The following is a 26,923-nucleotide window of genomic DNA, read 5'->3' on the forward strand; positions in this document are numbered from 1 at the left end:
TTTTCCGAAGCTGAAAAGGATAATAGCTACTTTATTTTGTTGGATCGCAAACCGCTACTAGAAAATATTGAAAACACACAAGCAATTCAATTTCCCGATGAAACATTTGTCATTACGAGTGCTTGCGTATACTATGTTGCCGAAAACGGTTACAGGAATGCCGCATGCGATTCTAATTTTTTTGAACGTAAATTAAAAGTTATTGCCACTGCCCGAAACTATCGGACAATGGCAAAACTCTTATCCTTGGTTAGTTAGTATTTCAGGATTTTTAAGGTTTCAGATTGACCTTTAGAGGTGCTCACAGACACGAAATAAAGGCCGCTACTTTCGGGTAGCGTAACAGCTACTTGTTGTACATTCTTTAAATGTAAGGTGTCAATTAGTTGTCCCAAGCTGTTTGAGATGGTAACATTCACTTCAGAATAAAAGGAGTCCAGTGCTAAAGTGGTCACACCCGATGTTGGATTTGGAAATACGGCAACGGTAAAACTGTTTCCGGTTTCAGAAATGCCAAGAATGTTTGGGGAAGTCTTAAATACCCAATAATCATCCAAGCCTTCACTATTATCTGCTTTATCCCCCGAAGTGTTGGAGTCTGATGAGCAGGCCATAACAAAGTCACCGCTTGCCAGTTCCACTAAGTAGGGGCCGGACTCATCATTGCTTCCCCCTATGGAATTTTGTGAGGTCAAAGCACCGAGGCCGGTCATCTTCACCAACCAGAAATCATAGCCTCCATTGGAGGCTTCGGTCTTGTCGCCGGAAATATTGCTGTTGCTCCAACCCGCTACCATAATGTTTCCGTCTTGAAGTTCTTTAACATCCCGCGGATAGTCGATTCCGCTCCCTCCAATGGTATTTTGCCATAAGATCGTACCTGTGCTGTTGATCTTCAGGATCCAATAGTCGAAATCACCCTGTGAATCTTCCGTTTTATCACCGGAGATATTCGATTTTGAATAGCCCGCTAAAATATATCCGCCATCTGCGGTGGCAGTAATGTCCCGAAACACATCACTGTCGTTTCCGCCAATAGTGTTTTGCCATTGTATATTTCCGCTGGCATCCAACTTAACGATCCAATAATCATTTCCTCCTTGGCTTGGTTCTGTTTTATCTCCTGAGACCGGTGAATTGGAAAAACCACCCAGTAGGTATCCTCCATCTGCTGTTTGCAACACTGCCTGAGGACGTTCCACCATGCTTCCGCCAATGCTGTTTTGCCAAACGATCGCACCGGTACTGTTCAGTTTCAGCGCCCAATAATCTCTTTGACCGTTGGAGGGATCTGTTTTATCGCCGTTCACACCGCTATCCGAATAGCCACCCACAAAGTAGCCACCGTCGGAAGTCTCTATCACGTAAGTATCGAAATCGGGCATATCGCCGCCATAGGTCTTTTGCCAAGAAATAGCCCCTGTGTTGTCCAGTTTCAAGATCCAATAATCCAATCCGCCGCGTGAATTCTCCGTCTTGTCTCCCGAAATGTTCGAGTCGGAGCCGGCACCAACAATATAGCCTCCATCTGTAGTTTGTTGAATGGAAAGCAGATAGTCGTCTCCACTTCCTCCAATAGTATTCTGCCAAGTGATGTCGCCTGAAGCATCGATCTTAACGATCCAAAGGTCGAAGGCCCCGTTGGAATTTTCGGTCTTGTCGCCGGAAATGTTAGAATCGGAGTAGCCGCCCATAATATATCCGCCATCTGCCGTGGCTTCAAAAGCGGTCATAAAGTCCCCGTTACTACCTCCTATGGTATTCTGCCATTGGATGGCTGGGTCTTGGGACAATAAGATTGTTACGTTTAAAAGGAGTGCGTACAGGGTAAGTGTTGTTTTCATGATCTTATGGTTTAGTGTTTATTTATGTATAGCGTGAGATGAACGTTACCTTCATTTTTATTTGTAGTATTAATAGAGGCTTGGGAAAATAATGTCCACGATGTTGAGAAAATTAAAAGAAGTAGTGATGTTTTTTTCATTTAAAGCGGCTTTTTTTGGTCATTCTACCATTCGTTTTAATTGCGTATGGTGGGGATCGACGTCAAATGGATAGTCTACTCCCTCATCGAATGTTTTTTAAAATGTCATCACAGAACTAAAAAAGAAGTTTATTTTTGTTTTTGAATCGACATACATCATGACCGAAGAGGATTTTATTGCACGGGCCTATCCAAAAACCATCGAAAGTGATGCTGTTTCCTGCATTGCTCCCAGCAACATTGCACTTGTAAAATACTGGGGAAAGTATGGAGAACAATTGCCGGAAAACGCTTCGGTGAGTTTTACCCTTTCCAATTGTCATACAAAAACAACGCTTTCCTTTCAAAAAAAGGAATCGGAAGGATTTGAATTTTCGGTTTTTTTGGATGATCTGCCGGCGCCTGCATTTGAACCTAAGATCTTAAAGTTCTTTGAGCGTATTGAGCAATATGTTCCTTTTTTGAATAAATTCTCTTTTACCATTCATACTTCCAACAGTTTTCCTCACAGTAGCGGCATTGCCTCTTCGGCCAGTGGTATGGGCGCTCTTGCGCTGTGTCTGGTACGTATGGAGCAGCAAATGGATCCACAAATGGATCACGCCTATGCTACCCGGAAAGCCTCTTTCTTAGCACGATTAGGTTCCGGAAGCGCAAGCAGAAGTATTGAAGGGCCCTTGGTAGTATGGGGAAAGCATGCAAAGATAGAAGGTAGTTCGAATTTGTTTGGGGTTCCTTATCCATACACGATACATCCGGTCTTTCAGAATTTTCAGGATACGATCTTGTTAGTAGATAAAGGGGAAAAGCAGGTAAGCAGCACGTTGGGTCACGATCTCATGCACGGTCATCCCTTTGCCAGACAACGTTTCGAAAAGGCAAATGCTAATCTTTCTGCCTTGATCCCGGTTTTGGAGACAGGGGATCTTTCGGAATTCATTCAAATTGTGGAAAGTGAAGCCCTGTCGCTTCATGCCATGATGATGACCTCGCGACCTTATTTCATTCTAATGAAGCCGAATACCCTTGAAATCATCAATCGTATCTGGGCTTTCAGAAAGAGAAGCGGCACCTCGGTATGTTTTACCCTCGATGCCGGCGCCAATGTTCATGTACTTTATCCCATTGCCGAAAAGGAGAAGATCCAAACCTTCATTGAAGATGAGCTTACCGTGTATTGCAAGGATGGTGCGTTTATCATCGATCAAACCGGAAGTGGTGCGCTCCCATTATAATTTATTCGACCAAGAATTTTTGTATCCCTAAAATGCGTTTTCCGTCATGATACTGCACGAAATAAAGTCCGCTGCTATAAGCAGAGGTGTCTATGGTTATCGTTTCTGAAGGAACGGGCAATCGATCGTGAATTTTTCCGAGACTGTTTAAAATGGTGACGGATGCTTCGGAAGAGGAATTTGCATATATTTCAGGGATAGCCACGGTAAGGTAATGAGTACTAGGATTAGGATACACGGTGAACGCAACCCCTTCCGAAGCTATTTCAGAAGCGCTCAATGTGCTCTCTATCATACGCAAGGTCACGTTGTTTGAGTTGCAAAAGACTACAAAACGATATAGGACTCCATTGTAGGTAGTCGATATAAAATCAGGTAGGTCGCAGGTCATGGTATTCGTTGAGGTAAGTACCGTATACTCATCACCAATTTCGGGCACATAGTGTAAATTAACGGTTAGCGCACCTTCAATATGGGGTGCGCCGGTGATCGAAACTCGATCGTACATTTCAGGGGGAGGACCAAAAAGATCGAATTCGATGGTAGCGTTAGGCGGACAATCGAAATTGTTGATCACCTCTAAGATGCCTGCATTTGTTGTATTTCCCGGGACGATCGTCCCGTTATTTATGAAATTGGTCGTGATGTCAAACACGCCGAAACCCCGGAGGATCCCGGTGTCGGTATTTGTAAAATTAGAGGAGCCGTCGAGCAACAACAGCGTTTGATTTGCTTCGACCTCCATAATACCGTTATTGGTAATGGCTGTGATGAGATAGAAGTTTTCGGGAGTGTTTCCACTCGCTCTCTTTCTAATAAGTCCGTCGTTATTGATGGTCACTGTCCCTCCCAAGGGTAAGAATCCGCCAGATCCAAAGATGTTAATAAGGCCATTGGCGCTATTATTGATGATCGTTCCATTGGTAACTTCAGTTTGATTGGTGTTATCGACACGAAGTTCTTTATAATTGTTGACGGTGATGCCGTTGAAAGTTCTGGCATTCGTACTTTCAAGTAACAGCAGGCCGTAATTCTCGATGCTACTTCCTGTACCCGAAAGTACACCCGATTGGAAGATAAAAACAGACAGCAAAGAAATTTCAATCCGGTCCATGATCAAAAGATCATTGGCGAGGAGCAGATTGGCGGTACCTTCTAAGGCGATGGTATTTGCCGAAGCAGCATTGGTGACGATCTCTGCAATAAAGCCATCGGGTATAAACACATCACTTCCGGCATCGGGGATGCTTCCCACGTCCCAATTCGCTGAATTGAACCAATCTTCGCTGCCGCCGTTACCGGTCCAAGTATGTGTTTGTGCTAAGAGTAAAGAAGTAGTGCTGAAAAGCACCATAAGAAGGATATAGTAGGTTTTATTCATTACACTGCAATTTTGTCTTTGTAAGATACTAAATAGCTGTTTATTAAGATATATTTAGCGAATGTTTCCTCAAATGTATGGTTGGAAGGTATATCTTTGCGCCAAATTTCGTTTTATAATGTTAAAAAGTGTATTTTTAACAAACCATTGTATTTAAACTTATGCGCGGTCCCCTTTTTTACTCTAAGATTCTACTGTTTGGCGAATACGGAATTATTAAAGATTCCAAAGGATTGTCTATACCCTATAACTTTTACAAGGGAGCATTAAAGATCGACGAGAGCAAAACGGTTGCGACTCATGGGTCCAATCAGAGTTTAAAACGATTTACAGACTATTTGGCAAAGTTGCAAGAGGAAAAACCAAATTTGGTCACTTTTGATATCGAAGCATTACAAGAAGATGTGGCCAAGGGATTGTATTTTGATTCTAGCATCCCTCAAGGCTATGGTGTAGGTAGTAGTGGCGCTTTGGTAGCTGCGATTTACGATAAATATGCCTTTGAAAAAATAACGGTATTGGAAAATTTAACCCGTGAAAAATTGTTGCAATTAAAAGGTATATTTTCTGAAATGGAATCCTTTTTTCATGGAAAATCTTCGGGTCTAGACCCCTTAAACAGTTACCTAAGTTTACCTATTCTCATTAATTCTCAAGATAGTATTGAACCGGCAGGGATCCCATCGCAGACCGAAAACGGTAAAGGAGCAGTATTCTTGTTGGACAGCGGCTCAACAGGAGAGACAGCTCCAATGGTACAGATCTTCATGGAAAATATGAAGCAAGAAGGTTTCAGGAACATGCTGAAGGATCAGTTCGTAAAACATACCGATGCGTGCGTTGAAGATTTTTTACAAGGCGATGTAAAGTCGTTGTTTGGAAATATCAAGCAACTTTCTAAGGTGGTCTTGGATAATTTTAAGCCTATGATACCAAAGCAATTCCATGCTTTGTGGAAAAAAGGGATCGAGACCAATGCGTATTATTTAAAACTCTGCGGTAGCGGTGGCGGGGGTTATATGTTGGGTTTTACCGAAGATATCGATAAAGCAAGAAAAGCGTTAAAAGACTACAATCTAGAGGTCGTCTATAACTTCTAAGGTCTATGCTGCTTTATAAAAGACCCTAAGGGATGCTTACTAGAAAACAAAAACACGTTCTGCTCAAGTTCTTCAGTTTGTTTTCAATAATCCGCGGGTATAACATTCTTGTTATTGTCATTGCCCAATACCTTACCTCAATTTACATACTTGCCCCACATCTACCCCTAAAACAAGTATTGTTCGATCTTAATTTATTGATGTTGGTTTTAGCATCGGCGTCGGCTATTGCGGGGGGATACATTATCAATAGTTTCTACGACAGTGAAAAGGATCTTATCAACAGGCCCAGAAAGACACTTTTGGATAAACTTGTAGGGCAGCGCACGAAGTTGTCGGCGTACTTCATTTTCAATTTTTTGTCGGTAATATTTGCAAGCTATGTTTCCTTTAGGGCGGTTGTCTTTTTTTCTATTTATATCTTCGGAATCTGGTTTTACTCACATAAAGTAAAGAAATATCCGTTTATAGGAAACATTACGGCGGCGATCCTGGCAGTCGTTCCTTTCTTTGCTGTATTCATCTATTACCGAAATTTCGATCTGGTGATCTTCGTTCATGCCACGTTTTTATTCTTGGTGATCTCCATGCGAGAATTGGTGAAGGACCTGGAAAATCTAAAAGGAGATCTGGCGCAAAACTATCGCACGATCCCTGTGGTATACGGAGAAAAAGTGTCAAAGCGTATGCTTACCTTTCTTAGTTTTTTAACCCTGATACCCATTGTATTATTGATCACTACCTTTGAGATAGGATATATGTATTTTTATTTCTATGGAAGTCTACTTGCGTTAGGTGTGTTTCTGGTGGTGCTTTGGCTCTCTGTAAAAAAGGTGCATTATTTGGTGCTCCATACCTTGCTGAAAGCTATCATTGTGGCAGGAGTCTTTAGTATCGTATTGATCGATATTGACGTATTGTTGAACCGAATCTTATAAAATGAAAAAGAAGCATGCATTGAATGTTGCCATGGCACAGATCGCTCCGGTCTGGCTGAATAAGACCGAAACCCTTCAGAAGATCAAATCCCAGATCGAAAAAGCGGCCAAAAAAGAGACCGATCTCATTGTTTTCGGCGAAGGAATAGTACCGGGATATCCGTTTTGGCTGGCCCTCACCGATGGTGCCGAATGGGACACGAAAATCAACAAAGAACTGCACGCACATTACGTTCGAAATGCGGTTTCAATAGAAAAAGGAGATCTGGAAGACGTGTGTGCTTTGGCCAGAAAATGCAGCATGGCCATCTATTTGGGAATTATAGAACGGCCGCAGGACCGCGGCGGACACAGCATCTACGCTTCATTGGTCTACATAGATACGCTTGGAACGATTCAATCGGTACATCGAAAGTTACAACCTACCTACGACGAACGCCTTACATGGTCTCCGGGTGACGGCAACGGACTTAGAACGCATACGTTGGGGGAGTTTACCGTGGGCGGGCTCAATTGTTGGGAGAATTGGATGCCGCTGCCAAGAGCTGCGCTCTACGCGCAGGGCGAAGACCTGCACGTGGCCGTATGGCCCGGCAGCGAGCGTAATACGAAGGATATTTCACGTTTCATAGCCTTGGAGTCCAGAAGTTTTGTGGTATCGGTTTCGGGACTTATGAAGATTGAAGACTTTCCTTCCAGCACTCCTCATTTGGAGAAGATATTTGAAAAAGCACCTAAAACTCTTGCCAATGGAGGTAGTTGTATCGTTGGTCCCGATGGAGAATGGATCGTAAAGCCTGTTTTGAACAAAGAAGGAAACATTTATGCGACCCTCGATTTTAATCGTGTTTTGGAAGAACGGCAAAATTTTGATCCGGTGGGACATTATTCACGTCCCGATATTACCACCCTGATCTTAAATAGAGAACGACAGTCAACCTTGAAGTTTAAGGATTCACTGGACGGTCAATAACCAAACCCTTCCAACTTCTAATTTCCAACTATTTGCAAACTGTTTGCACGATCATCTCTTATCTTTCAGCTACTTCCTGTATCTTTGCAAAAAATTATAGCTATAATGAGCAGACAAGATTCTAGTGGGAAAGGAAAAGCTTCAGGTCGCGGAGGTGATAATACTCGAAAAAGAAGCAGTGCCAGAGGGAATGCTCCTTTCAAAAAAGAGAATACCAACAAGGTCTCAGGGAGACAGAATACCGGCGGCAGTAAGTCGGCAAAGAAGTCGGATGGGATCCGACTCAATAAATATATTTCCAATAGCGGTATTTGTTCGCGTCGAGAGGCGGATACGTATATCGCAACGGGTCTGGTCACGGTCAACGGAAAGATCGTGAACGAAATGGGGTATAAGGTGCAGCTTAGTGATGATGTACGTTTCGATGGTCGACGCATCAACCCCGAGCCAAATACCTACGTATTATTGAACAAACCTAAAGGATTCGCTACTACCACCAGCGATAGCAAAGGGAATACCGTCATGGATTTGGTCGCCAATGCTACTTCGGCACGTATAACCCCTATTGGTCGTTTGGGACGAAATGCTACAGGATTACTTTTGTTCACCAATGACGACAAGCTGAAGGAAAAGTTAAGTAAGAAAGGGATGAGTCGTTTATTCCACATTGAATTGGATAAAAATTTGAAAGCTTCAGATCTTCAGAAGATTTCCGAAGGATTAACGATCGAAGGCAAAGAGGTGATGGTGGAAGAGGTGAGCTATGTCACGAATGCGCCAAAACGCGAAGTGGGTCTAAAGATCAAACACATGGGGAACAGTGTGATTCGAAATATCTTCGATCATTTAGGGTATGATGTGGTGCGGGTCGATTGTGTGACAATTGCCCACCTTACTAAAAAAGATCTTCCGCGCGGTAATTGGAAACATCTCACCAAAGCAGAGATCGAGCTTTTTGAGATGCTTTAATACCACTCGATAAAAATTTTTCAAAAAGAAACCCGAATTCAAAAAAAAGTAGTTCTTTTGCCCCGCATTTAGCTGAACAAATTGAACCCTGTTTCTATGTTCGGGTTTTTGAAGATTAGGAAGTCATATTCAAAAACAGTCCGCCAGGCGGATAACCGAATTCTAAAGCTAGCTTCCGTCTCCCTGCATCTATACGGGGTAGAAATTCTCCAGCAACGGTCTGCCTATTGGTTGAATCCCCTTCGCATGTGATAAATGAGGTTAAATTTTTGTTATACTTCCTATATATTGAGGTATTTCCATAATTATTCCTAATTTTCATTTTCAATAACCAACAAGCATGAATACGAAGTATTTTGATTTAATCGATCAAACCTATTATTTTCCTCAGGAAGAGTTCACTCTCAATAACACAACACTCAATTTTCACGGCATTGACCTCATGGGATTGGTTGAAGAGTATGGGGCACCGCTGAAATTTACCTACCTTCCAAAGATCTCAGATAATATACATCGTGCAAAGAAATGGTTTTCAGAAGCCATCCAAAAACATGAGTATAAAGGAAATTATAATTACTGCTATTGTACAAAGAGCTCGCATTTTAAGCACGTATTGCACGAAGCTTTAAAGAATGATATTCACATTGAAACTTCTTCAGCATTCGATATTGACATTGTCGAGAATCTAAAGGCTGAAGGCAAAGTAACCGATAAGACCTTTGTAATCTGTAACGGATTTAAGCGAGATCAGTATATTGAGAACATAGGCCGACTTATTAATAGCGGCCATAAGAACTGTATCCCTATCATCGATAATTACGAAGAAATCGGACTCTTAAATGAAAAAATAAAAGGGAAATTTAAAGTTGGGATCCGAATCGCTTCCGAAGAAGAGCCTAAATTCGAGTTCTATACATCACGCTTAGGCATTGGGTATAAGAACATTGTCCCTTTTTACGAAAAACAGATAAAGAGTAATAAGAAGGTGGAACTGAAAATGCTTCACTTCTTTATTAATACCGGAATTCGTGATACCGCGTACTACTGGAACGAATTGCTGAAATGTCTTGAGGTCTACACACGACTGAAAAAGATCTGTCCAAGCCTTGACAGCCTCAATATTGGGGGAGGATTTCCTATTAAGAATTCGCTCGCTTTCGATTACGATTACCAATATATGGTAGATGAGATCGTGAATCAAATAAAGCTCACCTGCGAGAGTGCAGAGGTTCCTGTACCGAACATTTTTACAGAATTTGGAAGCTTTACAGTGGGAGAAAGCGGTGGAGCGATCTACGAAGTGCTCTACCAAAAACAACAGAACGATCGCGAGAAGTGGAATATGATTAATTCTTCCTTTATAACGACCCTGCCCGATACGTGGGCAATTAGTAAACGGTTTATCATGCTGGCCGTTAACCGTTGGAACGATGAGTACGAAAGGGTACTCTTAGGAGGGCTTACCTGCGATAGTGACGACTATTACAACAGTGAGCAGCACATGAACGCAATCTATCTCCCCAAGTTCAAAAAGGAGAAACCTTTGTATATTGGGTTTTTTAACACAGGAGCTTATCAAGAAACTATTGGAGGTTTTGGAGGGCTGCAACACTGCCTCATTCCTTCACCAAAACATATATTGATCGATAAAGACAGCGATGGAAACATCACCACTCAATTATTTTCTAATCAACAAACAAGCGAGCAATTGCTAAATATTTTAGGTTATGAGCACTAAGACGTATGCAGGTATCCCGCAACAATATGCGGCCCTGGAGACTTCAAAAATTGTATTAATTCCGGTTCCATACGATGGAACCAGTACCTGGCAGAAAGGAGCCGATAAAGGCCCTGAGGCTTTTCTTCACGCTTCAGAAAATATGGAGCTGTACGATATTGAGACCGAAACCGAAGTTTACAAACAAGGGATCTACCTTTCCGATCCCGTGAGCGAAAAATCATCGCCCGAGGCCATGGTCGATGCCGTTCATAAAAAAACCAAGGAATACATCCTTAGAAACAAGTTTGTTACTATTTTTGGAGGAGAACACAGTATCTCTATCGGAACCATTCGGGCATTCAACGAGTGTTTCGATGACCTCACGGTCTTGCATATTGATGCACATACCGATCTTCGGAAAGAATACGAAGGATCCTCATGCAACCACGCTTGCGCCGTTTATGAGGCAAGTCAGACCACCAACCTCATACAAGTAGGTATCCGAAGCATGGACGTAGCCGAAACACGTGTGATGGACGAGGAGAAGGTATTCTTCGCCCACGAGATGGCCAAAGATGATTATTGGGTGGATAAAGTGATCGAATCCCTGGGAGAGAACGTATTTATTACCTTCGACTTGGATGCGCTGGACCCTTCCATCATGCCGTCTACGGGAACTCCGGAACCGGGAGGATTGTTTTGGTACGAAACCCTCGATTTTCTGAAGCAGGTCTTTGCTGAAAGGAACGTGGTAGGATTCGACATTGTAGAACTATGTCCAAATGACGTGGATAAAGCTTCAGATTTTGTAGCGGCGAAGCTGTACTACAAAATGCTAACCTATAAGTTTGAAGGGACCGAAGAAGGAGACGATTACGAAAGCAACTTCCACGAACCGAAAAAAGGAATTTCAAAATTTAATACCGAAGAAGATGAGTACTAGCAAAGGAGCCATTTCAGAATTTATTCAAAAATATTACCTACACTTTAACGCTGCCGCTTTGGTAGACGCTGCCAAAGGATACGAAGCCCAATTGGAACAGGGTTCCAAGATGCTTGTTTCATTGGCGGGGGCAATGAGTACTGCCGAATTAGGAAAGATTTTTGCTGAAATGATCCGACAGGACAAAGTGCACATCATCTCTTGTACAGGAGCCAATCTTGAAGAGGATATCATGAACTTGGTTGCGCATTCACACTATAAGCGTGTTCCCAACTATCGTGATCTCACACCTCAAGAAGAATGGGACCTTTTAGAAAAGGGGCTCAACAGGGTAACCGATACCTGTATCCCCGAAGAAGAGGCTTTCCGAAGAATACAACAGCATATAGTAAAGATCTGGAAAGATGCCGAAGCTAAAGGCGAACGTTACCTTCCGCACGAATTTATGTATAAACTCTTGTTAAGCGGTGTATTGGAAGAGTACTACGAGATCGATGTCAAAGATTCTTGGATGTATGCCGCAGCCGAAAAGAACCTGCCAATCATTTGCCCGGGTTGGGAAGACAGTACCATGGGGAATATTTTTGCGAGCTATGTCCTTAAAGGCGAATTGAAAGCATCTACCATGAAGAGCGGGATCGAGTATATGACCTTTTTAGCCGATTGGTATACGGATAATTCTGAAAAAGGAATTGGTTTCTTCCAGATAGGAGGAGGGATCGCAGGCGATTTCCCTATTTGTGTGGTGCCTATGTTGTATCAAGACATGGAACGTACCGATACGCCCTTCTGGAGTTATTTTTGTCAGATAAGTGATTCTACCACCAGCTACGGAAGCTATTCCGGGGCGGTACCCAACGAGAAGATCACTTGGGGTAAATTGGACATTGATACACCAAAGTTCATTATTGAAAGTGATGCGACCATCGTGGCGCCACTTATTTTTGCATACCTCCTAGACATGTAATCATGGAACTTTCCAAAATTGAAAATATTGAACTGAAATTCTTATCCATAGACGATTACGAAGCGTTAAAGGAAGCGACCTTGGAATCGTACGGTGGCGTGCTCAATTCCTATTGGGAAAAGAAACATATCGAGAAGCTTATTTCTCTGTTTCCCGAAGGTCAGGTGGTGATCATGATCGATGGACAGATCGCCGGATGTGCTCTTTCAATAATTGTGGATTATGACGCCGTGGATGATGAACATACCTACGCCGATATTATCACCGGAAGTACCTTTGCCAATCATGACCCGGATGGCGATGTGCTCTATGGGATCGACGTGTTTATAAAACCTACCTATCGCGGATTGCGACTGGGGCGACGCTTGTACGATTACAGAAAGGAACTGTGCGAGAACTTAAATTTAAAAGGAATTGTCTTTGGTGGGCGCATGCCGAATTATCATAAATATCAAAACGAATATTCGCCTAAGGTCTATATTGAAAAAGTAAAGAATAAGGAGATCAAAGATCCGGTATTGAACTTCCAAATATCGAACGATTTCCATCCGGTGCGGGTGCTCAAAGGTTACCTGCAAGGGGATACAGCTTCGGCAGAGTATGCAGTATTGATGGAGTGGGATAATATTTATTATACCAAACCCATTAAAAAACCAAGTGCGGTAAAGACTATTGTGCGCTTAGGCTTGATCCAATGGCAAATGCGGCCCTACAACAGCTTTCAGGACCTCATGCAGCAAGTGGAATACTTTATTGACAGTGTTTCTGCTTACCGATGTGATTTTGCGGTTTTCCCCGAATTTTTTAATGCACCCCTTATGGCCGAATACAACCACCTGTCTGAAGCGGAAGCCATCAGGGAATTAGCAAAGTATACCGAAGAGGTAAAAAAACGTTTGTCGGAATTCTCGATCTCATATAACATCAATATCATCTCCGGCAGCATGCCCGAACTCGTAGACGATAAGTTGTATAATGTAGGTTATTTATGTCGTCGTGACGGAAGCACAGATCGGTACGAAAAGATACATGTTACCCCGGATGAAGCGAAGGTATGGGGAATGCAACGCGGGAACCATATTCAAACGTATGAGACCGATGCCGGAAAGATAGGGATCCTTATCTGTTACGATTCTGAATTTCCTGAACTCTCCAGACTGTTGTCCGATGAAGGGATGGACATCCTCTTTGTTCCCTTCCTTACCGACACCCAAAACGGCTATTCTCGAGTTCGACTGTGTGCGCAAGCAAGAGCTATTGAGAACGAGTGCTATGTGGCAATCGCCGGAAGCGTAGGGAATTTGCCCAATGTAGAGAACATGGACATACAATATGCCCAATCTGCTGTATTCACCCCTTGCGACTTCTCCTTCCCCAGTAATGGGATCAAGGCCGAAGCCACCACCAATACCGAAATGATCCTCGTGGCCGATGTCGACATCAGTCTGCTTCGAGAACTGCATTCCTTTGGAGCTGTGAAGAATCTTAAAGATCGCCGCAAGGATGTATATGATGTTATTCGTGTTAACCCTTCAAAATAAAAAAGCTATAAAGAAATGAACCCTACTATGAAACGAGTCATTGTGGATTATAAAAAACTGAATAATGATATCCTGAATCTCTTGGTTGAAAAATATCCTAATGGATATAAGGGCAAGGATATTGTTGTGTTTCGAAATGCACAAAACGAGATCATCGAAGCTGTCGAAGTTCGCACCGAGGACACCATTTATTTAGTAAAAGTGAGTCAGCGTCTAGCCGATACCATGGAAAACTACGATGAAGACGATGATTATGACAATGACGACTCTGTAGATACCGACATGGATATTGCTGAAGAATCTTCGGATGAAGATGATTTCGAATAAGTTTTTTTTGTACTTTCCATAGTGCTAATCAACTTATTATGGAAAATCGGTTTCATATCTCGTTGCCCTGTATGCACATAGAGGCTACAGAGAAATTCTACACACAGATCTTAGGAGCGACCACCGGTAGAAAGGCGAAGAACTGGGTAGATATCAATTTGTTCGAGCATCAACTTACCTTTACAAAATCGGGGAAATTTAAATTCGATTATCCCAGTTATAGCTTTGAGAATACAGTCTTGCCTTCATTTCATTTCGGGATCCTGTTGGACGACAAACAATGGAATGCCCTGTACAAAAAGATGAAGTTGGAGAACTTTCTCTACATCGACAATACCGCTTTCTTAAACGGGCAAGCAGGGGCACACAAATCGTTCTTTCTACGCGATCCAAACGGTTATATTATAGAATTCAAATGTTTTAAGGATGGTGCTGCTGTCTTTACAGTTTAATGTGACACTGATGGTAGTTTTCTTTTTTTATGCTGAAGGATGATCTCCCAAACAGCATATCCAATCACCACGACATACTCTAATGTAACCCAGCCCAGCTTTTCCCGAAACCCGTCTGCGCCGTAAGCGGTATAGCTTACTATGATGAATGCACTCCATACCACAGGAAATCGATATGGGGTAAAAAGGCACAACAGCAACGGTGTGGCGATATACCATGGATGTACCGTGGTCGCTAACATTAAGTATACGGAAATGGCCCATAACATCCCTGTACACAATTGAGGAATCGATGTATTCTTCCGAAGAAAAACGAGTAATAGCACAGCGATTAGGACGATAAGCGGAAGGATTTTACCTGCAGTTCCTATGATGTTCCAGCCTACTGTTTGAAATCCTATCCATCGAATAATATAGTATACACTGGCATTAAATTCGAAATTTTGAAACCACAGTCCTATGGTTGCTGAGAAATGGGAGATAAATTCTGAAGATAGAAACGGTAAAAAACTTAGGAGTACGACTCCCAGTACAATTCCGTAGAAAAACAGCAACCGCGTCACTCCTTTAAACGCGGACCTTTCTGCCTGGAACCAATGAAAAAGAAGCGGTAAAAAGAGTAAGGGGATCAATTTCACCGAAATGGAGGCTGCCATGGCTGCAGCCGCCCACTGCCACAAGCCCCGGCGCAAAAGGTAAAGGAAGAGGAGAAGGAATAAGAGCATGGCGCCATCGAAATGTAAATTCCCGGTGAGCTCTATTATAATGAACGGGTTAAGAAAGTACCAAAAGATAACATAAGGATCTAACTCGAGGCTTTCCAGCAATTTTTTTCCTATGAAAAGGATTCCCAGGTCTGCAAAGATAAGAAGCAGGCGCAACGTGATTACTGAGCCAAGGATGCTGCTTCCGGAGATTGCCGCAGCTATAGTAAAGAATAGCTGGTTTAGTGGCGGGTAATTGCTGTAATGGCTTGCATTAAGGCTTCCCATGCCTTTATAAAGTTCAGCAGCTTGTGGAATCACCACATCGTAGGAAGATGGTAATTGCATATAACTTTCCGGGGTAAAGAGATACGGGCTAAATCCTTGTGCCAACAAACGGCCATCCCACAAGAAACGATAAAAATCTTGCGACAAATTAGGGAGGCTGCCTATAAAGGCCAACCGAAACGCTACGCCAAAACCTATCAACCACCAATAATTTCCCTTACCTACCTGAATAAGCTTATAGGTTAAGAAAAAAAGTGCCGCATAAAGAAGTCCCAGCTTGACAAAGTCCCAACGCTCAAGATCATAAGCAAAAACGCTATAGAATACAACGCTTAGCCCTGCAAAAAGAAGCGGGATTTGGCGTGATTTTAGAGCGTTACGCATGGTTTAATCCTGCCATTCGGCAATAAAGAGGTTGGTGTCTCTAGTACCGCCATTGTTTCGGTTCGAGGAAAATACAAGGTATTTTCCGTCATTTGAGAATACCGGAAAGGCATCAAAGGTTTCTCCGTGCGTCACGCGTTTTAAGTTCTTGCCGTCCAGATCGATCATGTACAAATTAAAGGGGAATCCGCGTTCGGCTTCAAAGTTACTTGAGAACAATACTTTTTCTCCACTGGGGTGAAAGAACGGGCTCCAGTTGGCATTCCCCAAATTAGTAAGCTGCCGTAAACCGGTTCCGTCTGCATTGCATATATATAATTCCATTTCGGTAGGTTGCACCAGTCCTTGCGCTAACATATCCTTGTACTCTTTAATGGCTGCTTCGGTCTTTGGTCTGGAAGAGCGGAAAATGAGTTTGGTTCCGTCGGGAGAAAAGAAAGCGCCCCCGTCATAGCCTAATTCGTTAGTGATCTGTTTTACATCACTTCCGTCTAGGTTCATTGTGTATAATTCAAGATCGCCGCTTCGGGTGGAGGTGAATACGATCTTGTCTCCTTTAGGCGAAACGGTCGCTTCAGCATCGTAGCCGGGCTCATTGGTAAGTTGTTCCGTAATGTTTCCTTCCAGATCGGCCACGAAAATATCGAAAGAATCGTATACCGGCCATACGTATTTTCCATTTTTCCGCAGCGGAACTTCGGGGCAATTCTCATCCGCCAGATGTGTGGAAGCGTATACAATATGTTTATTGTCCGGCATAAAATAGGCACATGTAGTACGACCTTTTCCGGTACTTATCATAGGAGGCTTTTTATCCTTAAACGTAGCTGTGGCGTCCATGAGGAACATTTGGTCACAGGCAACCCCCCATTGTTCATAATTGGATTGAAACACCAGTTGACTATCGTCAAAACTCCAATAAGCCTCAGCGTTGTCACCACCAAAGGTGACCTGACGTATGGACTTAAAATGAACCTCTTCAGGGTAGATCAAGGTATCTTGCGTTGCGACGTTCGTTTCGGTAGTAGTTTCGGCGGAAGGGGTCTCTGTCTCTTTTTCTGAAGTGTTTTTACAAGAAATTAACAGAACCAATCCTGCAATCAATAGACTATTTTTCATTTTATGCATTACTTTTGTGCAAAAGTAATGATATGCGCGCATTTATAATAGTATTTCTTTTTCTAGTCCTTGTTGCTTGTAAAAATAAAGAAGCGGCATCGCCCGTCTCTATGAAAGACGACGTTGCCGTTTTGGCCGATGATACGTTTAACGGTCGAGAAACCGGCACCACAGGCGAGCGAGAAGCAGCCGAGTATATTAAAAAGCGCTTTGAAGATCTCGGCCTTGAGCCAAAAGGGTATACCGGAGATTACTACCAGTCGTTTGTTTTTCGCCCGAGTGCGAATCCACATGAAGAGGTAGAATTCACAGGTTTAAAATCTGATAGTACCACAACGGGGATCAATGTAATTGGATTTTTAGACAACGATGCCCCTACTACGGTAGTGATCGGTGCGCATTACGATCATTTAGGTATGGGGGGTGAAGGATCGTTATATCGTGAAGGAAAGGCCATTCACAATGGAGCCGATGATAATGCAAGCGGCGTAGCAGTATTGCTTGATCTCGCAAAGCGCCTTCAGAATACAAAAGGCCAACAGAATTATTTGTTCATCGCTTTCTCAGGCGAGGAAATGGGATTGCTTGGTTCCAATTATTTTGTTAAGAACCCTACGGTTGATATAAGTACAATAAGTTATATGGTGAATATGGACATGGTCGGGAGGCTTAATGCCGAAAAGACCTTGGCTGTTCATGGTGTTGGGACATCGCCCATTTTTAAACAAACCTTGTTTTCAAACAAAGGAGATCTTACCATCGCAGAGCACGAGAGTGGAATTGGGCCCAGCGATCATACCTCATTCTATTTGGCAGATATTCCTGTGCTCCATTTCTTTACAGGGCAACATGAAGATTACCACAAACCCAGTGATGATGCGGAAAAATTGAATTATGAAGGGATGGAAGCTATTGCGAACGTCATCTTTGGAGTGATCTCCGAGCTCGATTCGAAAGGAAAGCTTGAGTTCCGAAAGACGAAGAACGAAAGTGAGGCTGTCCCCGATTTTAAAGTGACTTTAGGCGTAGTGCCCGATTATCTATTTACCGGAAAAGGAATGCGAATTGATGGTGTGAGTGAGGACAGACCGGCCCAGAAGGCGGGCTTGCAAAAGGGAGATGTCGTGGTTATGATGGGGTCGCATCCGGTGACCGACATGATGAGCTACATGAAAACCCTGTCTATGTTCGAAAAAGGGGAGAAGGCCACAGTTACCGTAGAGCGTGACGGTACTCCCATGACAGTCGAAGTGGAATTTTAAGCTTTGCTCGTAAGACTTTTAAAGAACACAAACCCAAAACCAATAAACAGCATGAGGTGAAAAGGGAAAAGTCCAAAATCACCTCCTTGGTCGCCTACCACAAAGGCAGAATACATTCCGAAGCCAAAATATAGCATAAGCACACCTTCAAAGATCACGTTGGGAGAGATGTTCTTCTTTAAATACTTGTTGCCTTTCCAACTGTCCTTTAATGAACTTATATTGAATTTCGGGGTGCGTATGAACTCACTTTTCTTTCCGAAATGCCCTTCCAACACTGCAATTGAATTGTGTAACGAGAATCCCATTGCGATCGAAAAGAAGGTGAAGAACATACCCGTGTAGGTTAAAAAACGTTTGAATCCGCCGCCATAACTGTTCTTGTAGGTAAACCAATAACATATAAAGAAGATAAGAGTGCTTATCACGAAAAAGCTCATCACAAAGAAATACAATTTGAGGTGTTCATACTCATTTTTGATATACAACATAGGAATACTCAAAATAGCGACAATCAAAATATTAAGGAACATGGTGCTGTTCAAGAGGTGTAATACGCTGTGTAACTTTGTTTTGAAGGAGACATTGTTGCTTTTTACGACCCGGCCTGCCATCTTTCGGAAATTCTCTGCGCCACCCTTGTTCCATCGAAATTGCTGCGAACGGGCTGCACTTATCACCACCGGGAGCTCTGCAGGGGTCTCCACTTCTTCCAAATATTTGAATTTCCAGTCTTTTAACTGTGCGCGATAGCTTAGGTCCAGATCTTCGGTGAGCGTGTCACCTTCCCAGTTGCCGGCATCCACGATACACTCACGTCGCCATACGCCGGCAGTACCGTTGAAATTTATAAAATGTCCTTTGCTGTTACGCCCTACTTGTTCCAATGTAAAATGAGCATCCAAAGCGAAAGCCTGAACACGGGTAAGAATAGAATAATCCCTATTTAAATGACCCCAGCGTGTTTGTACCACACCAATTTCGGCATCTTTAAAGTATGGGATGGTTCGTTTTAACCAGTTAGGCTTCGGAAGGAAATCTGCATCAAAGATCGCTATAAATTCTCCTTTGGCCACTTTCAACCCTTCTTTGAGTGCGCCGGCCTTGAAGTTTTTTCGGTCTGTTCGGGTTACGTGCTGTATATCGAGTCCTGTCTTGCGAAGTTCTGCAATATGCTGTGCCGTGGTATCAAAAGATTCATCGGTAGAATCATCCAATACCTGTATTTCTAGCTTTTCTTTAGGATATTCGAGCCCAGCGATATTCTCTAGCAGGCGATCCATAACGTACAATTCGTTATACACGGGAAGTTGAATGGTGACTAGCGGAATCTCCTCGGGATTGGAAAAATCAAACTTTACAGCACTTTTTTCACACGTCCGCCTTGCACTTAGATAATTGAAGAGCAAATTGAGCTGCGCCAAAGCATATAAGAATATGAGCAGGAGTGCTATAGAATAAATAGCGATAATAATGGTCTCAAGTATCATTTTTTAAGGCTGTATTTGAATATCCAACTCAGTATTTTGATGCCTGCAAATATAGCACCTTTTAACGTTCCTGAAACTTTTGAGACCCCTATTCGGTTTCGGTAGTGTACAGGCACTTCCGTATAACGATAACGCTTCCGAAGGGCTTTCAATTGCATTTCTACCGTCCATCCATAGGTCTTGTCTTCCATGTTGAGTGCCAAAAGCTTGTTGTACCGTATCGCTCGAAACGGCCCCAGATCTGTAAATTTAGAACTGAAAAATACGCGCATCAAGAAGGTAGCTAATGCATTTCCGAAGCGCTGCGGAAAGGTCATCGAGCCTTTCTCACGTAGTTCCGGAACACGAGCGCCAATCACCAGGTCCATGTTGCGTTCTATAATAGGGGCTACGATCGAAGGAAGTTCTTCGGGATAATCGCTAAAATCTCCATCAAGGAACACGACAATGTCCGGCCTTTCTGTCAGCCGATAAATATAGTCCATCCCTTTCAAACAAGCATATCCATAACCTCTTTTGGGTTCCTTCAGTACAGTGGCACCGGCGTTTTTAGCAACGGCTTCCGTACGATCTGTGGAGTTGTTGTTTACGACAATGACTTCGGAAACAATTTCCGGAATAGCCGCTATTACGTTGACGATGGAAGCTTCTTCGTTATACGCCGGAATGATCACGATGATTTTGTTCTCCATAGCTACTGTTGCGTGTTCCGTGTCAAAAACACAATGCCTTAGACGGCGCAAGGTACTATTACTAACGAAAAAATATGTACTTTAGAGAAAAGTATTTGCCATGAGATACCTGCTATTTTTGTTGATACTCTGTGGATTTATCGCCTGTAAGGAGCAAGGTGCTTCAAAAGCGACACACACAGTTAGGGATTCAGAATATAAATTGGCCTACAACGTCCTTCTGGATGAGGAGGCCGATAACTATGAGGTATTTACAATGCGGTTGGACGGTCGAGATAAAAAGAATGTTACCAACCTTCCGGGGGTTGAATGGACGTATAATGCCTTTGGAAAGGACCTCTATGTAATCTCCGATAAAGATACGACGCATCGTTGGTACTATTTGTACCGTACCAACTCGGAAGGAACTAAGTGGGAAAAACTGACAGATTTTCGATTGGCCGACAGCTGGATCAATACACGAAAGAACGGAACAGAACTGATCGTTGAACCACATAAGTCTGTGGATACCGCCTTTTATATAATCAATTATAAGGGAAAGGTGCTTGATACCATCATACCCGAACTCCCTTACTTCAGCGATGCCAATTTCTCGCCGGATGGAACACAGATTGTTTTTAGAGGTGCGCTGCAGCCTTTTAAAAAGGACAGCGGGTATTTAGATGAGTTGTATATCATGAATGCAGACGGTAGCGAGATGCGCCAATTGACGCAGTATCCCAAGGAGGATACAACCGCTTTATGGTATAATTATCACGCCGGCCCACCTATGTGGCATCCCAGCAAAAATTTTATCTCATACCAGTCCAAACAAAACGGAAAATCATCACTTTATGCAGTAACTCCCGACGGTGCAAAGCAATGGAAATTGACCGACAATGATTCCCTTCAGCAAGGCTGGCACCGATGGAGTCCGGATGGAAAATGGTTGGCCATTGAAGTATTCGACTTGGAAAACAAACAATTTCATATTGAATTGATGAACTGGGAGACTAAAGAGTCAAAGATCATTACCGATACGACCTACCGGTTTCAGCAGGCCCCGGTATTTGTTGAAATTGATCACTAGTTTTGGTTCACATACTTCATAAGATCCACATCATTTCCTAAGAGTATTTCGTTCCCTTGGATGCGATTTTCTAAGGGGCCATTCTCCAATTTTAGAACTCCTCGCGGACATACCGCTGAACAAATACCGCAGCCTACACAACTTGCTCGCACGATATTCTCTCCTTTTTGAGCATAGGCTTTAACATCGATACCCATTTCGCAGTATGTAGAGCAATTCCCACAAGATATACACTGTCCACCGTTGGTGGTTATTCTGAAACGCGAAAAGAGACGCTGTTGTAATCCTAAAATAGCCGCCATGGGGCACCCGAAACGACACCAAACTCTGTTGCCGAAGATGGGATAGAAGCCTGTCCCAATCACACCGCTAAAAATAGCGCCGATCAAAAATCCGTACGAACTTCGAAGCGTCTCTGCATCGAAAAGAAAGAGTGTTTTTCCGGCAGTGAAATGCATCCCTATCAAGATCAATATAATGGCAAGGTATCCTATGGCTCCGTAACGGGCATCCTTTTCGAGTTCCTCACGCTTAAAGAACCAGATCCCGAGAAAAAGAAGGGTAAGGAACACACCAACGCCTATTAGAAACACATCTTTGGTCAACCAATATTTTGAAGCATCCTCTCCCAGATACGAATGCACTACCGCAGTGGTCATCACCACAACAAATACTAAGACGCTGTGTACCACCCAACGTTCGATCTTCCAAGCGATCAATCGTTTGTCGCTAAGATGCCGAAAGGGATCACCGGCAGTTTCAGCGAGTCCTCCACAACCACACACCCAACTGCAATACCATCGCTTCCCATACTTATAGGTGAGGATGGGTGTGATGATAAAAATTGAGGCAATTCCGAAGAGCAATAGAACCAAACCAATATCTCCTGCCGAAATGAAAGAATCTACACGGTATTGTTCAAAATTATAATAATTAAGTGGCCAAATATTTTTTAGGTCGTAATAGGGCAATGAAAAACTATCTGAATTGAGCCTCGCCATGAACTCCGGAATGAGAAAGGCAAACGATGCCTGAAAGAACATCACGCTTAGTGTGCGAAGTCTTTCATAGCGGTTGTGGCGGTATTTAAGCATGAACTTCACGCCAAAAGCAAGAATAGCTATCGTGTACAAGGTACCATAGACGAACCATTGACTTGCCGGATTTCCACTTAGGAGATAACTTAAAGGATCGAACAATGCAATTAGGCCGGTATTATCACCTTCTTGGGTGAGTCCCAGATACTGAGGATAAAAATAAAGCACGATGTAAAAGCCTGTAAATGCCAATCCGGTCACCCACGCCAAATAGCCTCTGCTCGAAATGGATTTGAACCAAACGCCGTCATTCTTTATTCCGGCATGCTTTGAGGCATACGCAGCAAAGGAAAACCATATAATTCCCACACTCATGGCCCCTAGTGCGATACTCAACCAAAGAGTCTTTGAGGGAAAATCTATGTTCAAAGAAGCCAACAGTAATATAAAGAGTCCTGTAACCCCTATAAAGGTTGCTATTTTTTGTTGGGTATTGATGGTCTTTGGCGGTTCGCCCGTGAGGGACATATTTCGTTGAATAGTGTTCATGACTTAGGCTGTTACAGGTGTATTATTAAATGCATTACGGATCTCTTCCTCATGATGAATATAAAATTCAGGGTCGAAATTGGCCTCCTTTAAATGTTCTATTACAAAATCAATGGAACGTTCTTCGGTAAGCCAGCGATCGAATACCTCATGTTTCATTCGTATTCCGAAAGTATTGATCCCCAAGAATGTTCTTTGTTCTTTATGGTATGCCAGCGTCATGAATTTAGTATGGTCCTTATGTTTCCAATGAAATTGTGCTTCGTAGTCCTTTCTTCTGGATTTCGGTTGTACCCATCCGTAGGTTTGAAATTCGATATCGAAGAATTTAGCGCTGTTGAACCAATGTCCGGGATTATATGTTGTTTCTCTTCCACAAATGGTTTGAGCAACGACTTCGCCCATCATTCTTCCCGTATACCAAACCGCTTCAACAGCTGCCCGATTACCAATGGGCTCCCGTTGCTGTGCGCAATCACCAATAGCGTAGATGTTTGGAATATTGGTTTCCAATTTCCTGTTTACAAGAATGCCTTTGTCGGTTTCAATACCGGAACCATCTAAAAAGGCGATGTTAGGTTTTACTCCTGTGGTGATCCCCACCAGATTGCAAGCAAGTTCTTCTTGTGTTTCCTTGATCACAACACCTTGAACCTTTCCGTTTGCATCGCCAAGTATGGTATCGAGATTGGTTTCGTGTAATATAGTTACCCCATGCGATTGGATATGTTGCGATAGTAATTCACCTTCAGCAAGGGGCAGGGCACTCGTCCAAAATGCCTTTTCCCGGACCAGCATGGTTACTTCGATCTCACGTGTTCGGAGCATTTCGGCTAATTCCACTCCAATAAGACCGCCCCCCACGATAACCGCATGCGGACATATTTTTTTGTTTGGGGCATTTTTTTCCAACATTTCGAGATCACCCTTGGTTACCAAACCTTGTACCCCTTCCAGTTCCAAACCTTTCCAGCCAAAGGTGTTGGTGGTAGAACCCGATGCGATAATAAGTTGGTCGTAGGACATGTGACCACCATCGGCAAAGTGTAAGGTCGATTTCTTTGGATCGATACTTTTTACATAGCCTGTTAGTAACTCCAATCGGTTCTTTTCCCAAAACCAGTCTTCGTAGGGTTTTATATTTTCCCACCGCATGTGTCCCATATAGACATACATAAGCGCCGTTCTGGAGAAAAAATAATCGGTTTCGGCAGAGATGATCGTAATTTTCTTATCGGAAAGTTTACGAATGTGGCGGGCTGCGGTGACCCCGGCGATGCCGTTGCCAATAATGACGATGTGTTCCATATAGGTTACTTAGTTGACGTATGAGTCGAAAGGTAAGGTACTAAGATTACAGCGATATGCCGATTTCCTGAATGATAAAATTTTCTTAATGGACACTATTCCAAAATTTTGTAAGTTAGTAGAGTGTGTCTTTGGTAGTGAACACGTATAATTACATTGATGAAATCGCTCTTTTTTTCAATTTTCTTGTTATCTTTTGTTTACAACGGTTGTCTAACAGCCCAAGTTTCATCTTCGTTTTTTGATGAGGCCGATGCTTTTTTTGGAACCTATGTAACTAACGGAAAAGTAGATTATGCTTCGTTGTCCAAGAATTCGGAACCGCTCGATCGATTGTTGGCTTTAGCCAAAACAAGTACTGTAACTACTGAGGACCCAAAGAATTATCAGGCGTTTTGGATCAATACATACAACTTGGCGGTCATTAAAGGAGTCCTAGAAGCCTATCCCATTGCCTCTCCTTTGGACGTGTCGGGATTCTTCGAGACCAAAAAGTATGAACTGGCGGGGAGTTCGATTACGCTGAATGATATAGAGAACAAGAAACTTCGTGCCAAGTTCCATGAACCTCGGTTTCATTTTGTATTGGTTTGCGGAGCAGAGGGATGCCCACCTATCATTCCCGAAGCGTATCGCCCTGCAACTTTGGAAACGCTATTGCAGCAACAAACTGTGAAAGCGCTGAACAACGACTCTTTTATAAAAGTAAAGCAGAGCACCGTTGCACTTTCTGAAATATTTAAATGGTATAAGGAGGATTTTGTAAAAGGGCAGACCGAGATAGAATTTATCAACAAATTCCGAAGAGAAAAAATACCAACCAATTTAAAAGTTTCGTATTACAGCTATAATTGGAATTTGAACGGCAAATAGTAAAGTCTTCCCGCCTGTAGTGCGCTCCTCAAATACTGCAGGCTGCGGAAGCACAAGTCGTCAAACTTTATTGTCCTTTTCCATAAAACCACATCAATGAAAACAGTTGTCGGTCTGCTATACATTGTATTTGCATTATTATCCTCGAGTTGTGGACAAACCGTCCTTGAGGACACCAAGATCCACGGGGTAAGTTTTGTAGCGTCACGAGATACCGTTCAGCAGCGACATATTGTCCCTGTAATGAACATTCATGCCAATTATGCTGCCGTAATGCCTTTTGGATTCCTACGTGACCTCAAGCATCCGGAAATTGTATACAATACTAACCGACAGTGGTATGGAGAGCGAAAGGAAGGAGTGAAGCAATACGTTGAGAAACTTCATGAAAATAACATAGAGGTGATGCTGAAGCCGCAGATATGGATATGGCATGGAGAATTTACAGGATATTTAAAAATGAATTCTGAAGCCGACTGGAGGTTGCTTGAGGCATCCTACAGGCAATTCATTCTCGATTTCGCAGCACAAGCACAGGAACTAAATGTTGCCCTTTTCTGTATAGGCACAGAACTGGAACAATTTATTGCCAATCGTCCTGTGTTTTGGAAAACCCTTATTACGGAAATAAAACAAATCTACCGAGGTAAGCTCACCTATGCTGCCAACTGGGATGAATACCATCGAGTACCGTTCTGGGAAGCATTGGATTATATAGGCGTAGACGCGTATTTTCCTGTATCTGAAGCAAAAACACCTTCGGTTCTTGAAGCAGAAATGGGATGGCGTCCATGGAAAGAGGAACTTAAAGCAGTGGCTCTACGCCACGATAAGAAAATAATTTTTACAGAATACGGCTACCGAAGTACGCACTTCGCGGGAAAAGAACCTTGGAATAGTGATCATGAGATCAAGGACGTGAATCATGAAGCGCAAACCAATCTCATGCGAGGTCTCTACAACGAAATCTGGGTAGAACCTTGGTTCGCAGGAGGTTTTCTATGGAAATGGTTTATAGAACACGATGCCGTAGGGGGTATGCAGGATGCACAGTTCACGCCTCAAAATAAACCTGTGGAGCGGGTGATTAAAGAAAGGTACAAGGCTTTAGATTAAGCACTTCGCTCCTTATCCATCGCCGATCGGTATTCCTTGGCCAAACCCGTTTTTTGTGATTCTGAAAATACTTTACCCGCTAACTGGAAGAAAGTATGTTCTTCGTCTTCCAAATGATGTTCCACTTTTTCACAAAGTTTTTTTGCAGTGACCAACCAACCCGGTGAGGTCATATCGGTCTTTTCAAGCTCTTCTACCAATTCATCCATTTCGTGATGCTCTGCGATCCCGTGTCGGGCGTGTTCTTGCATCATATCGTTATGGATTAGCGGCGAATAGAAATGCCGTTCTTCGGCCATAGCGTGAATGTCCAGTTCGTGCTTTAAGGCTTCGAAAAGTTGTTTGCGTAATTCGGTCTTGCCTTCTGTTTTCTTTAATTTGTCACACAGTGCGCGTTGGATGTCGTGGTCTGCTCTAATAGCTTCAAAAATGGTCATGATGTTGGTTTTTTTGTTTTCTGAAAAATACAACCAACCCAATTGATAAAGTGTTTATAAAATCA

General features: G+C 42.9%; 24 protein-coding genes and 1 pseudogene. 16 read left to right on the forward strand and 9 right to left on the reverse strand.

Features of this window, described 5'->3' with window-relative positions:
* Positions 1-258 (forward strand): annotated as a pseudogene (locus AACZ11_RS04250) (DUF1697 domain-containing protein); the annotation flags it as partial.
* On the opposite strand, the gene AACZ11_RS04255 reads toward AACZ11_RS04250, so the two are convergent.
* Entirely contained in the window at positions 255-1,844 is a 1,590-nt protein-coding gene (locus AACZ11_RS04255; RefSeq protein ID WP_290628257.1) for a T9SS type A sorting domain-containing protein, read from the reverse strand. The pseudogene AACZ11_RS04250 and the gene AACZ11_RS04255 sit on opposite strands and share 4 nt — an antisense overlap.
* A 298-nt stretch (positions 1,845-2,142) precedes the next feature.
* Between AACZ11_RS04255 and AACZ11_RS04260 the strand changes: the two genes are divergently transcribed.
* Positions 2,143-3,219, forward strand: coding sequence for a diphosphomevalonate decarboxylase (locus AACZ11_RS04260; RefSeq protein WP_290628255.1), 1,077 nt, complete (start codon positions 2,143-2,145; stop codon positions 3,217-3,219).
* A gap of 1 nt (position 3,220) precedes the next feature.
* On the opposite strand, the gene AACZ11_RS04265 is transcribed toward AACZ11_RS04260, so the two are convergent.
* Entirely contained in the window at positions 3,221-4,600 is a 1,380-nt protein-coding gene (locus AACZ11_RS04265) for a T9SS type A sorting domain-containing protein (protein WP_290628253.1), read from the reverse strand.
* A 161-nt stretch (positions 4,601-4,761) separates the two neighbouring features.
* On the opposite strand from AACZ11_RS04265, the gene AACZ11_RS04270 reads away from it, so the two are divergent.
* The 10 genes from AACZ11_RS04270 (at position 4,762) to AACZ11_RS04315 (ending at position 14,530) form a co-directional block, all read left to right on the forward strand.
* On the forward strand, positions 4,762-5,700 hold the full coding sequence (locus AACZ11_RS04270) for a mevalonate kinase (RefSeq protein ID WP_290628251.1): 939 nt from the start codon (positions 4,762-4,764) through the stop codon (positions 5,698-5,700).
* 32 nt (positions 5,701-5,732) lie between these two features.
* Complete coding sequence (locus tag AACZ11_RS04275) at positions 5,733-6,638, forward strand: geranylgeranylglycerol-phosphate geranylgeranyltransferase (RefSeq protein ID WP_290628249.1); 906 nt, start codon at positions 5,733-5,735, stop codon at positions 6,636-6,638.
* A gap of 1 nt (position 6,639) precedes the next feature.
* A complete protein-coding gene (locus tag AACZ11_RS04280; protein ID WP_290628247.1) occupies positions 6,640-7,611 on the forward strand; it encodes a carbon-nitrogen hydrolase family protein in 972 nt (323 codons plus the stop codon).
* Between the two features lie 105 nt (positions 7,612-7,716).
* On the forward strand, positions 7,717-8,580 hold the full coding sequence (locus AACZ11_RS04285) for a S4 domain-containing protein (RefSeq protein ID WP_290628245.1): 864 nt from the start codon (positions 7,717-7,719) through the stop codon (positions 8,578-8,580).
* Positions 8,581-8,920: 340 nt separating this feature from the next.
* Positions 8,921-10,318, forward strand: a complete 1,398-nt coding sequence (locus AACZ11_RS04290) for an arginine decarboxylase (protein ID WP_290628243.1) — start codon at positions 8,921-8,923, stop codon at positions 10,316-10,318.
* Positions 10,308-11,243 carry an agmatinase gene (gene speB, locus AACZ11_RS04295; RefSeq protein ID WP_290628241.1) on the forward strand — a complete coding sequence of 312 codons (936 nt, stop codon included), beginning with the start codon at positions 10,308-10,310 and terminating at the stop codon, positions 11,241-11,243. Before AACZ11_RS04290 ends, speB begins: the two co-directional genes overlap by 11 nt.
* Positions 11,233-12,210 (forward strand): deoxyhypusine synthase family protein, encoded by a 978-nt coding sequence (locus AACZ11_RS04300; RefSeq protein ID WP_290628239.1) that lies wholly within the window; start codon positions 11,233-11,235, stop codon positions 12,208-12,210. The genes speB and AACZ11_RS04300 overlap by 11 nt, the downstream gene beginning before the upstream one ends.
* 2 nt (positions 12,211-12,212) lie before the next feature.
* Positions 12,213-13,751 carry a bifunctional GNAT family N-acetyltransferase/carbon-nitrogen hydrolase family protein gene (locus tag AACZ11_RS04305; protein WP_290628237.1) on the forward strand — a complete coding sequence of 513 codons (1,539 nt, stop codon included), beginning with the start codon at positions 12,213-12,215 and terminating at the stop codon, positions 13,749-13,751.
* Between the two features lie 27 nt (positions 13,752-13,778).
* Positions 13,779-14,078, forward strand: a complete 300-nt coding sequence (locus AACZ11_RS04310; protein WP_290628235.1) for a hypothetical protein — start codon at positions 13,779-13,781, stop codon at positions 14,076-14,078.
* 38 nt (positions 14,079-14,116) lie between these two features.
* The gene (locus tag AACZ11_RS04315) at positions 14,117-14,530 is read left to right on the forward strand and encodes a VOC family protein (protein ID WP_290628233.1); all 414 of its coding nucleotides are present in this window, start codon (positions 14,117-14,119) and stop codon (positions 14,528-14,530) included.
* Here the strand turns inward: AACZ11_RS04315 and AACZ11_RS04320 are convergent.
* Positions 14,527-15,906 carry a mannosyltransferase gene (locus AACZ11_RS04320; protein WP_290628231.1) on the reverse strand — a complete coding sequence of 460 codons (1,380 nt, stop codon included), beginning with the start codon at positions 15,904-15,906 and terminating at the stop codon, positions 14,527-14,529. The genes AACZ11_RS04315 and AACZ11_RS04320 overlap by 4 nt on opposite strands.
* A 3-nt stretch (positions 15,907-15,909) precedes the next feature.
* Complete coding sequence (locus tag AACZ11_RS04325) at positions 15,910-17,025, reverse strand: hypothetical protein (RefSeq protein ID WP_290628229.1); 1,116 nt, start codon at positions 17,023-17,025, stop codon at positions 15,910-15,912.
* Between the two features lie 32 nt (positions 17,026-17,057).
* Between AACZ11_RS04325 and AACZ11_RS04330 the strand changes: the two genes are divergently transcribed.
* A complete protein-coding gene (locus AACZ11_RS04330) occupies positions 17,058-18,287 on the forward strand; it encodes a M20/M25/M40 family metallo-hydrolase (RefSeq protein WP_290628227.1) in 1,230 nt (409 codons plus the stop codon).
* On the opposite strand, the gene AACZ11_RS04335 is transcribed toward AACZ11_RS04330, so the two are convergent.
* Positions 18,284-19,777 (reverse strand): cellulose synthase family protein, encoded by a 1,494-nt coding sequence (locus AACZ11_RS04335; RefSeq protein WP_290628226.1) that lies wholly within the window; start codon positions 19,775-19,777, stop codon positions 18,284-18,286. The genes AACZ11_RS04330 and AACZ11_RS04335 overlap by 4 nt on opposite strands.
* Complete coding sequence (locus tag AACZ11_RS04340; protein WP_290628224.1) at positions 19,774-20,469, reverse strand: glycosyltransferase family 2 protein; 696 nt, start codon at positions 20,467-20,469, stop codon at positions 19,774-19,776. The genes AACZ11_RS04335 and AACZ11_RS04340 overlap by 4 nt, the downstream gene beginning before the upstream one ends.
* Before the next feature lie 100 nt (positions 20,470-20,569).
* Between AACZ11_RS04340 and AACZ11_RS04345 the strand changes: the two genes are divergently transcribed.
* Positions 20,570-21,538 (forward strand): hypothetical protein, encoded by a 969-nt coding sequence (locus AACZ11_RS04345; RefSeq protein ID WP_290628223.1) that lies wholly within the window; start codon positions 20,570-20,572, stop codon positions 21,536-21,538.
* Here the strand turns inward: AACZ11_RS04345 and AACZ11_RS04350 are convergent.
* The gene (locus tag AACZ11_RS04350; RefSeq protein WP_290628221.1) at positions 21,535-23,124 is read right to left on the reverse strand and encodes a 4Fe-4S dicluster domain-containing protein; all 1,590 of its coding nucleotides are present in this window, start codon (positions 23,122-23,124) and stop codon (positions 21,535-21,537) included. The genes AACZ11_RS04345 and AACZ11_RS04350 overlap by 4 nt on opposite strands.
* A 3-nt stretch (positions 23,125-23,127) precedes the next feature.
* Entirely contained in the window at positions 23,128-24,432 is a 1,305-nt protein-coding gene (locus AACZ11_RS04355; protein ID WP_290628219.1) for an FAD-dependent oxidoreductase, read from the reverse strand.
* Positions 24,433-24,591: 159 nt separating this feature from the next.
* Between AACZ11_RS04355 and AACZ11_RS04360 the strand changes: the two genes are divergently transcribed.
* A complete protein-coding gene (locus tag AACZ11_RS04360; protein WP_290628217.1) occupies positions 24,592-25,305 on the forward strand; it encodes a DUF547 domain-containing protein in 714 nt (237 codons plus the stop codon).
* A gap of 96 nt (positions 25,306-25,401) precedes the next feature.
* A complete protein-coding gene (locus tag AACZ11_RS04365; protein ID WP_290628215.1) occupies positions 25,402-26,421 on the forward strand; it encodes a glycoside hydrolase in 1,020 nt (339 codons plus the stop codon).
* Here the strand turns inward: AACZ11_RS04365 and AACZ11_RS04370 are convergent.
* Positions 26,418-26,858 carry a hemerythrin domain-containing protein gene (locus tag AACZ11_RS04370; protein WP_290628213.1) on the reverse strand — a complete coding sequence of 147 codons (441 nt, stop codon included), beginning with the start codon at positions 26,856-26,858 and terminating at the stop codon, positions 26,418-26,420. The two genes, AACZ11_RS04365 and AACZ11_RS04370, sit on opposite strands and share 4 nt — an antisense overlap.
* Positions 26,859-26,923 lie beyond the last annotated feature (65 nt).

Origin of the sequence: uncultured Altibacter sp., assembly GCF_963972995.1 — a bacterium.
GTDB lineage: Bacteria > Bacteroidota > Bacteroidia > Flavobacteriales > Flavobacteriaceae > Altibacter.

Coding starts and splice junctions, on each gene's coding strand:
- AACZ11_RS04255 (WP_290628257.1), bottom strand. CDS start 1,844: ATGAAAACAACACTTACCCTGTACGCACTCCTTTTAAACGTAACAATC.
- AACZ11_RS04260 (WP_290628255.1), top strand. CDS start 2,143: ATGACCGAAGAGGATTTTATTGCACGGGCCTATCCAAAAACCATCGAA.
- AACZ11_RS04265 (WP_290628253.1), bottom strand. CDS start 4,600: ATGAATAAAACCTACTATATCCTTCTTATGGTGCTTTTCAGCACTACT.
- AACZ11_RS04270 (WP_290628251.1), top strand. CDS start 4,762: ATGCGCGGTCCCCTTTTTTACTCTAAGATTCTACTGTTTGGCGAATAC.
- AACZ11_RS04275 (WP_290628249.1), top strand. CDS start 5,733: ATGCTTACTAGAAAACAAAAACACGTTCTGCTCAAGTTCTTCAGTTTG.
- AACZ11_RS04280 (WP_290628247.1), top strand. CDS start 6,640: ATGAAAAAGAAGCATGCATTGAATGTTGCCATGGCACAGATCGCTCCG.
- AACZ11_RS04285 (WP_290628245.1), top strand. CDS start 7,717: ATGAGCAGACAAGATTCTAGTGGGAAAGGAAAAGCTTCAGGTCGCGGA.
- AACZ11_RS04290 (WP_290628243.1), top strand. CDS start 8,921: ATGAATACGAAGTATTTTGATTTAATCGATCAAACCTATTATTTTCCT.
- speB (WP_290628241.1), top strand. CDS start 10,308: ATGAGCACTAAGACGTATGCAGGTATCCCGCAACAATATGCGGCCCTG.
- AACZ11_RS04300 (WP_290628239.1), top strand. CDS start 11,233: ATGAGTACTAGCAAAGGAGCCATTTCAGAATTTATTCAAAAATATTAC.
- AACZ11_RS04305 (WP_290628237.1), top strand. CDS start 12,213: ATGGAACTTTCCAAAATTGAAAATATTGAACTGAAATTCTTATCCATA.
- AACZ11_RS04310 (WP_290628235.1), top strand. CDS start 13,779: ATGAAACGAGTCATTGTGGATTATAAAAAACTGAATAATGATATCCTG.
- AACZ11_RS04315 (WP_290628233.1), top strand. CDS start 14,117: ATGGAAAATCGGTTTCATATCTCGTTGCCCTGTATGCACATAGAGGCT.
- AACZ11_RS04320 (WP_290628231.1), bottom strand. CDS start 15,906: ATGCGTAACGCTCTAAAATCACGCCAAATCCCGCTTCTTTTTGCAGGG.
- AACZ11_RS04325 (WP_290628229.1), bottom strand. CDS start 17,025: ATGAAAAATAGTCTATTGATTGCAGGATTGGTTCTGTTAATTTCTTGT.
- AACZ11_RS04330 (WP_290628227.1), top strand. CDS start 17,058: ATGCGCGCATTTATAATAGTATTTCTTTTTCTAGTCCTTGTTGCTTGT.
- AACZ11_RS04335 (WP_290628226.1), bottom strand. CDS start 19,777: ATGATACTTGAGACCATTATTATCGCTATTTATTCTATAGCACTCCTG.
- AACZ11_RS04340 (WP_290628224.1), bottom strand. CDS start 20,469: ATGGAGAACAAAATCATCGTGATCATTCCGGCGTATAACGAAGAAGCT.
- AACZ11_RS04345 (WP_290628223.1), top strand. CDS start 20,570: ATGAGATACCTGCTATTTTTGTTGATACTCTGTGGATTTATCGCCTGT.
- AACZ11_RS04350 (WP_290628221.1), bottom strand. CDS start 23,124: ATGAACACTATTCAACGAAATATGTCCCTCACGGGCGAACCGCCAAAG.
- AACZ11_RS04355 (WP_290628219.1), bottom strand. CDS start 24,432: ATGGAACACATCGTCATTATTGGCAACGGCATCGCCGGGGTCACCGCA.
- AACZ11_RS04360 (WP_290628217.1), top strand. CDS start 24,592: ATGAAATCGCTCTTTTTTTCAATTTTCTTGTTATCTTTTGTTTACAAC.
- AACZ11_RS04365 (WP_290628215.1), top strand. CDS start 25,402: ATGAAAACAGTTGTCGGTCTGCTATACATTGTATTTGCATTATTATCC.
- AACZ11_RS04370 (WP_290628213.1), bottom strand. CDS start 26,858: ATGACCATTTTTGAAGCTATTAGAGCAGACCACGACATCCAACGCGCA.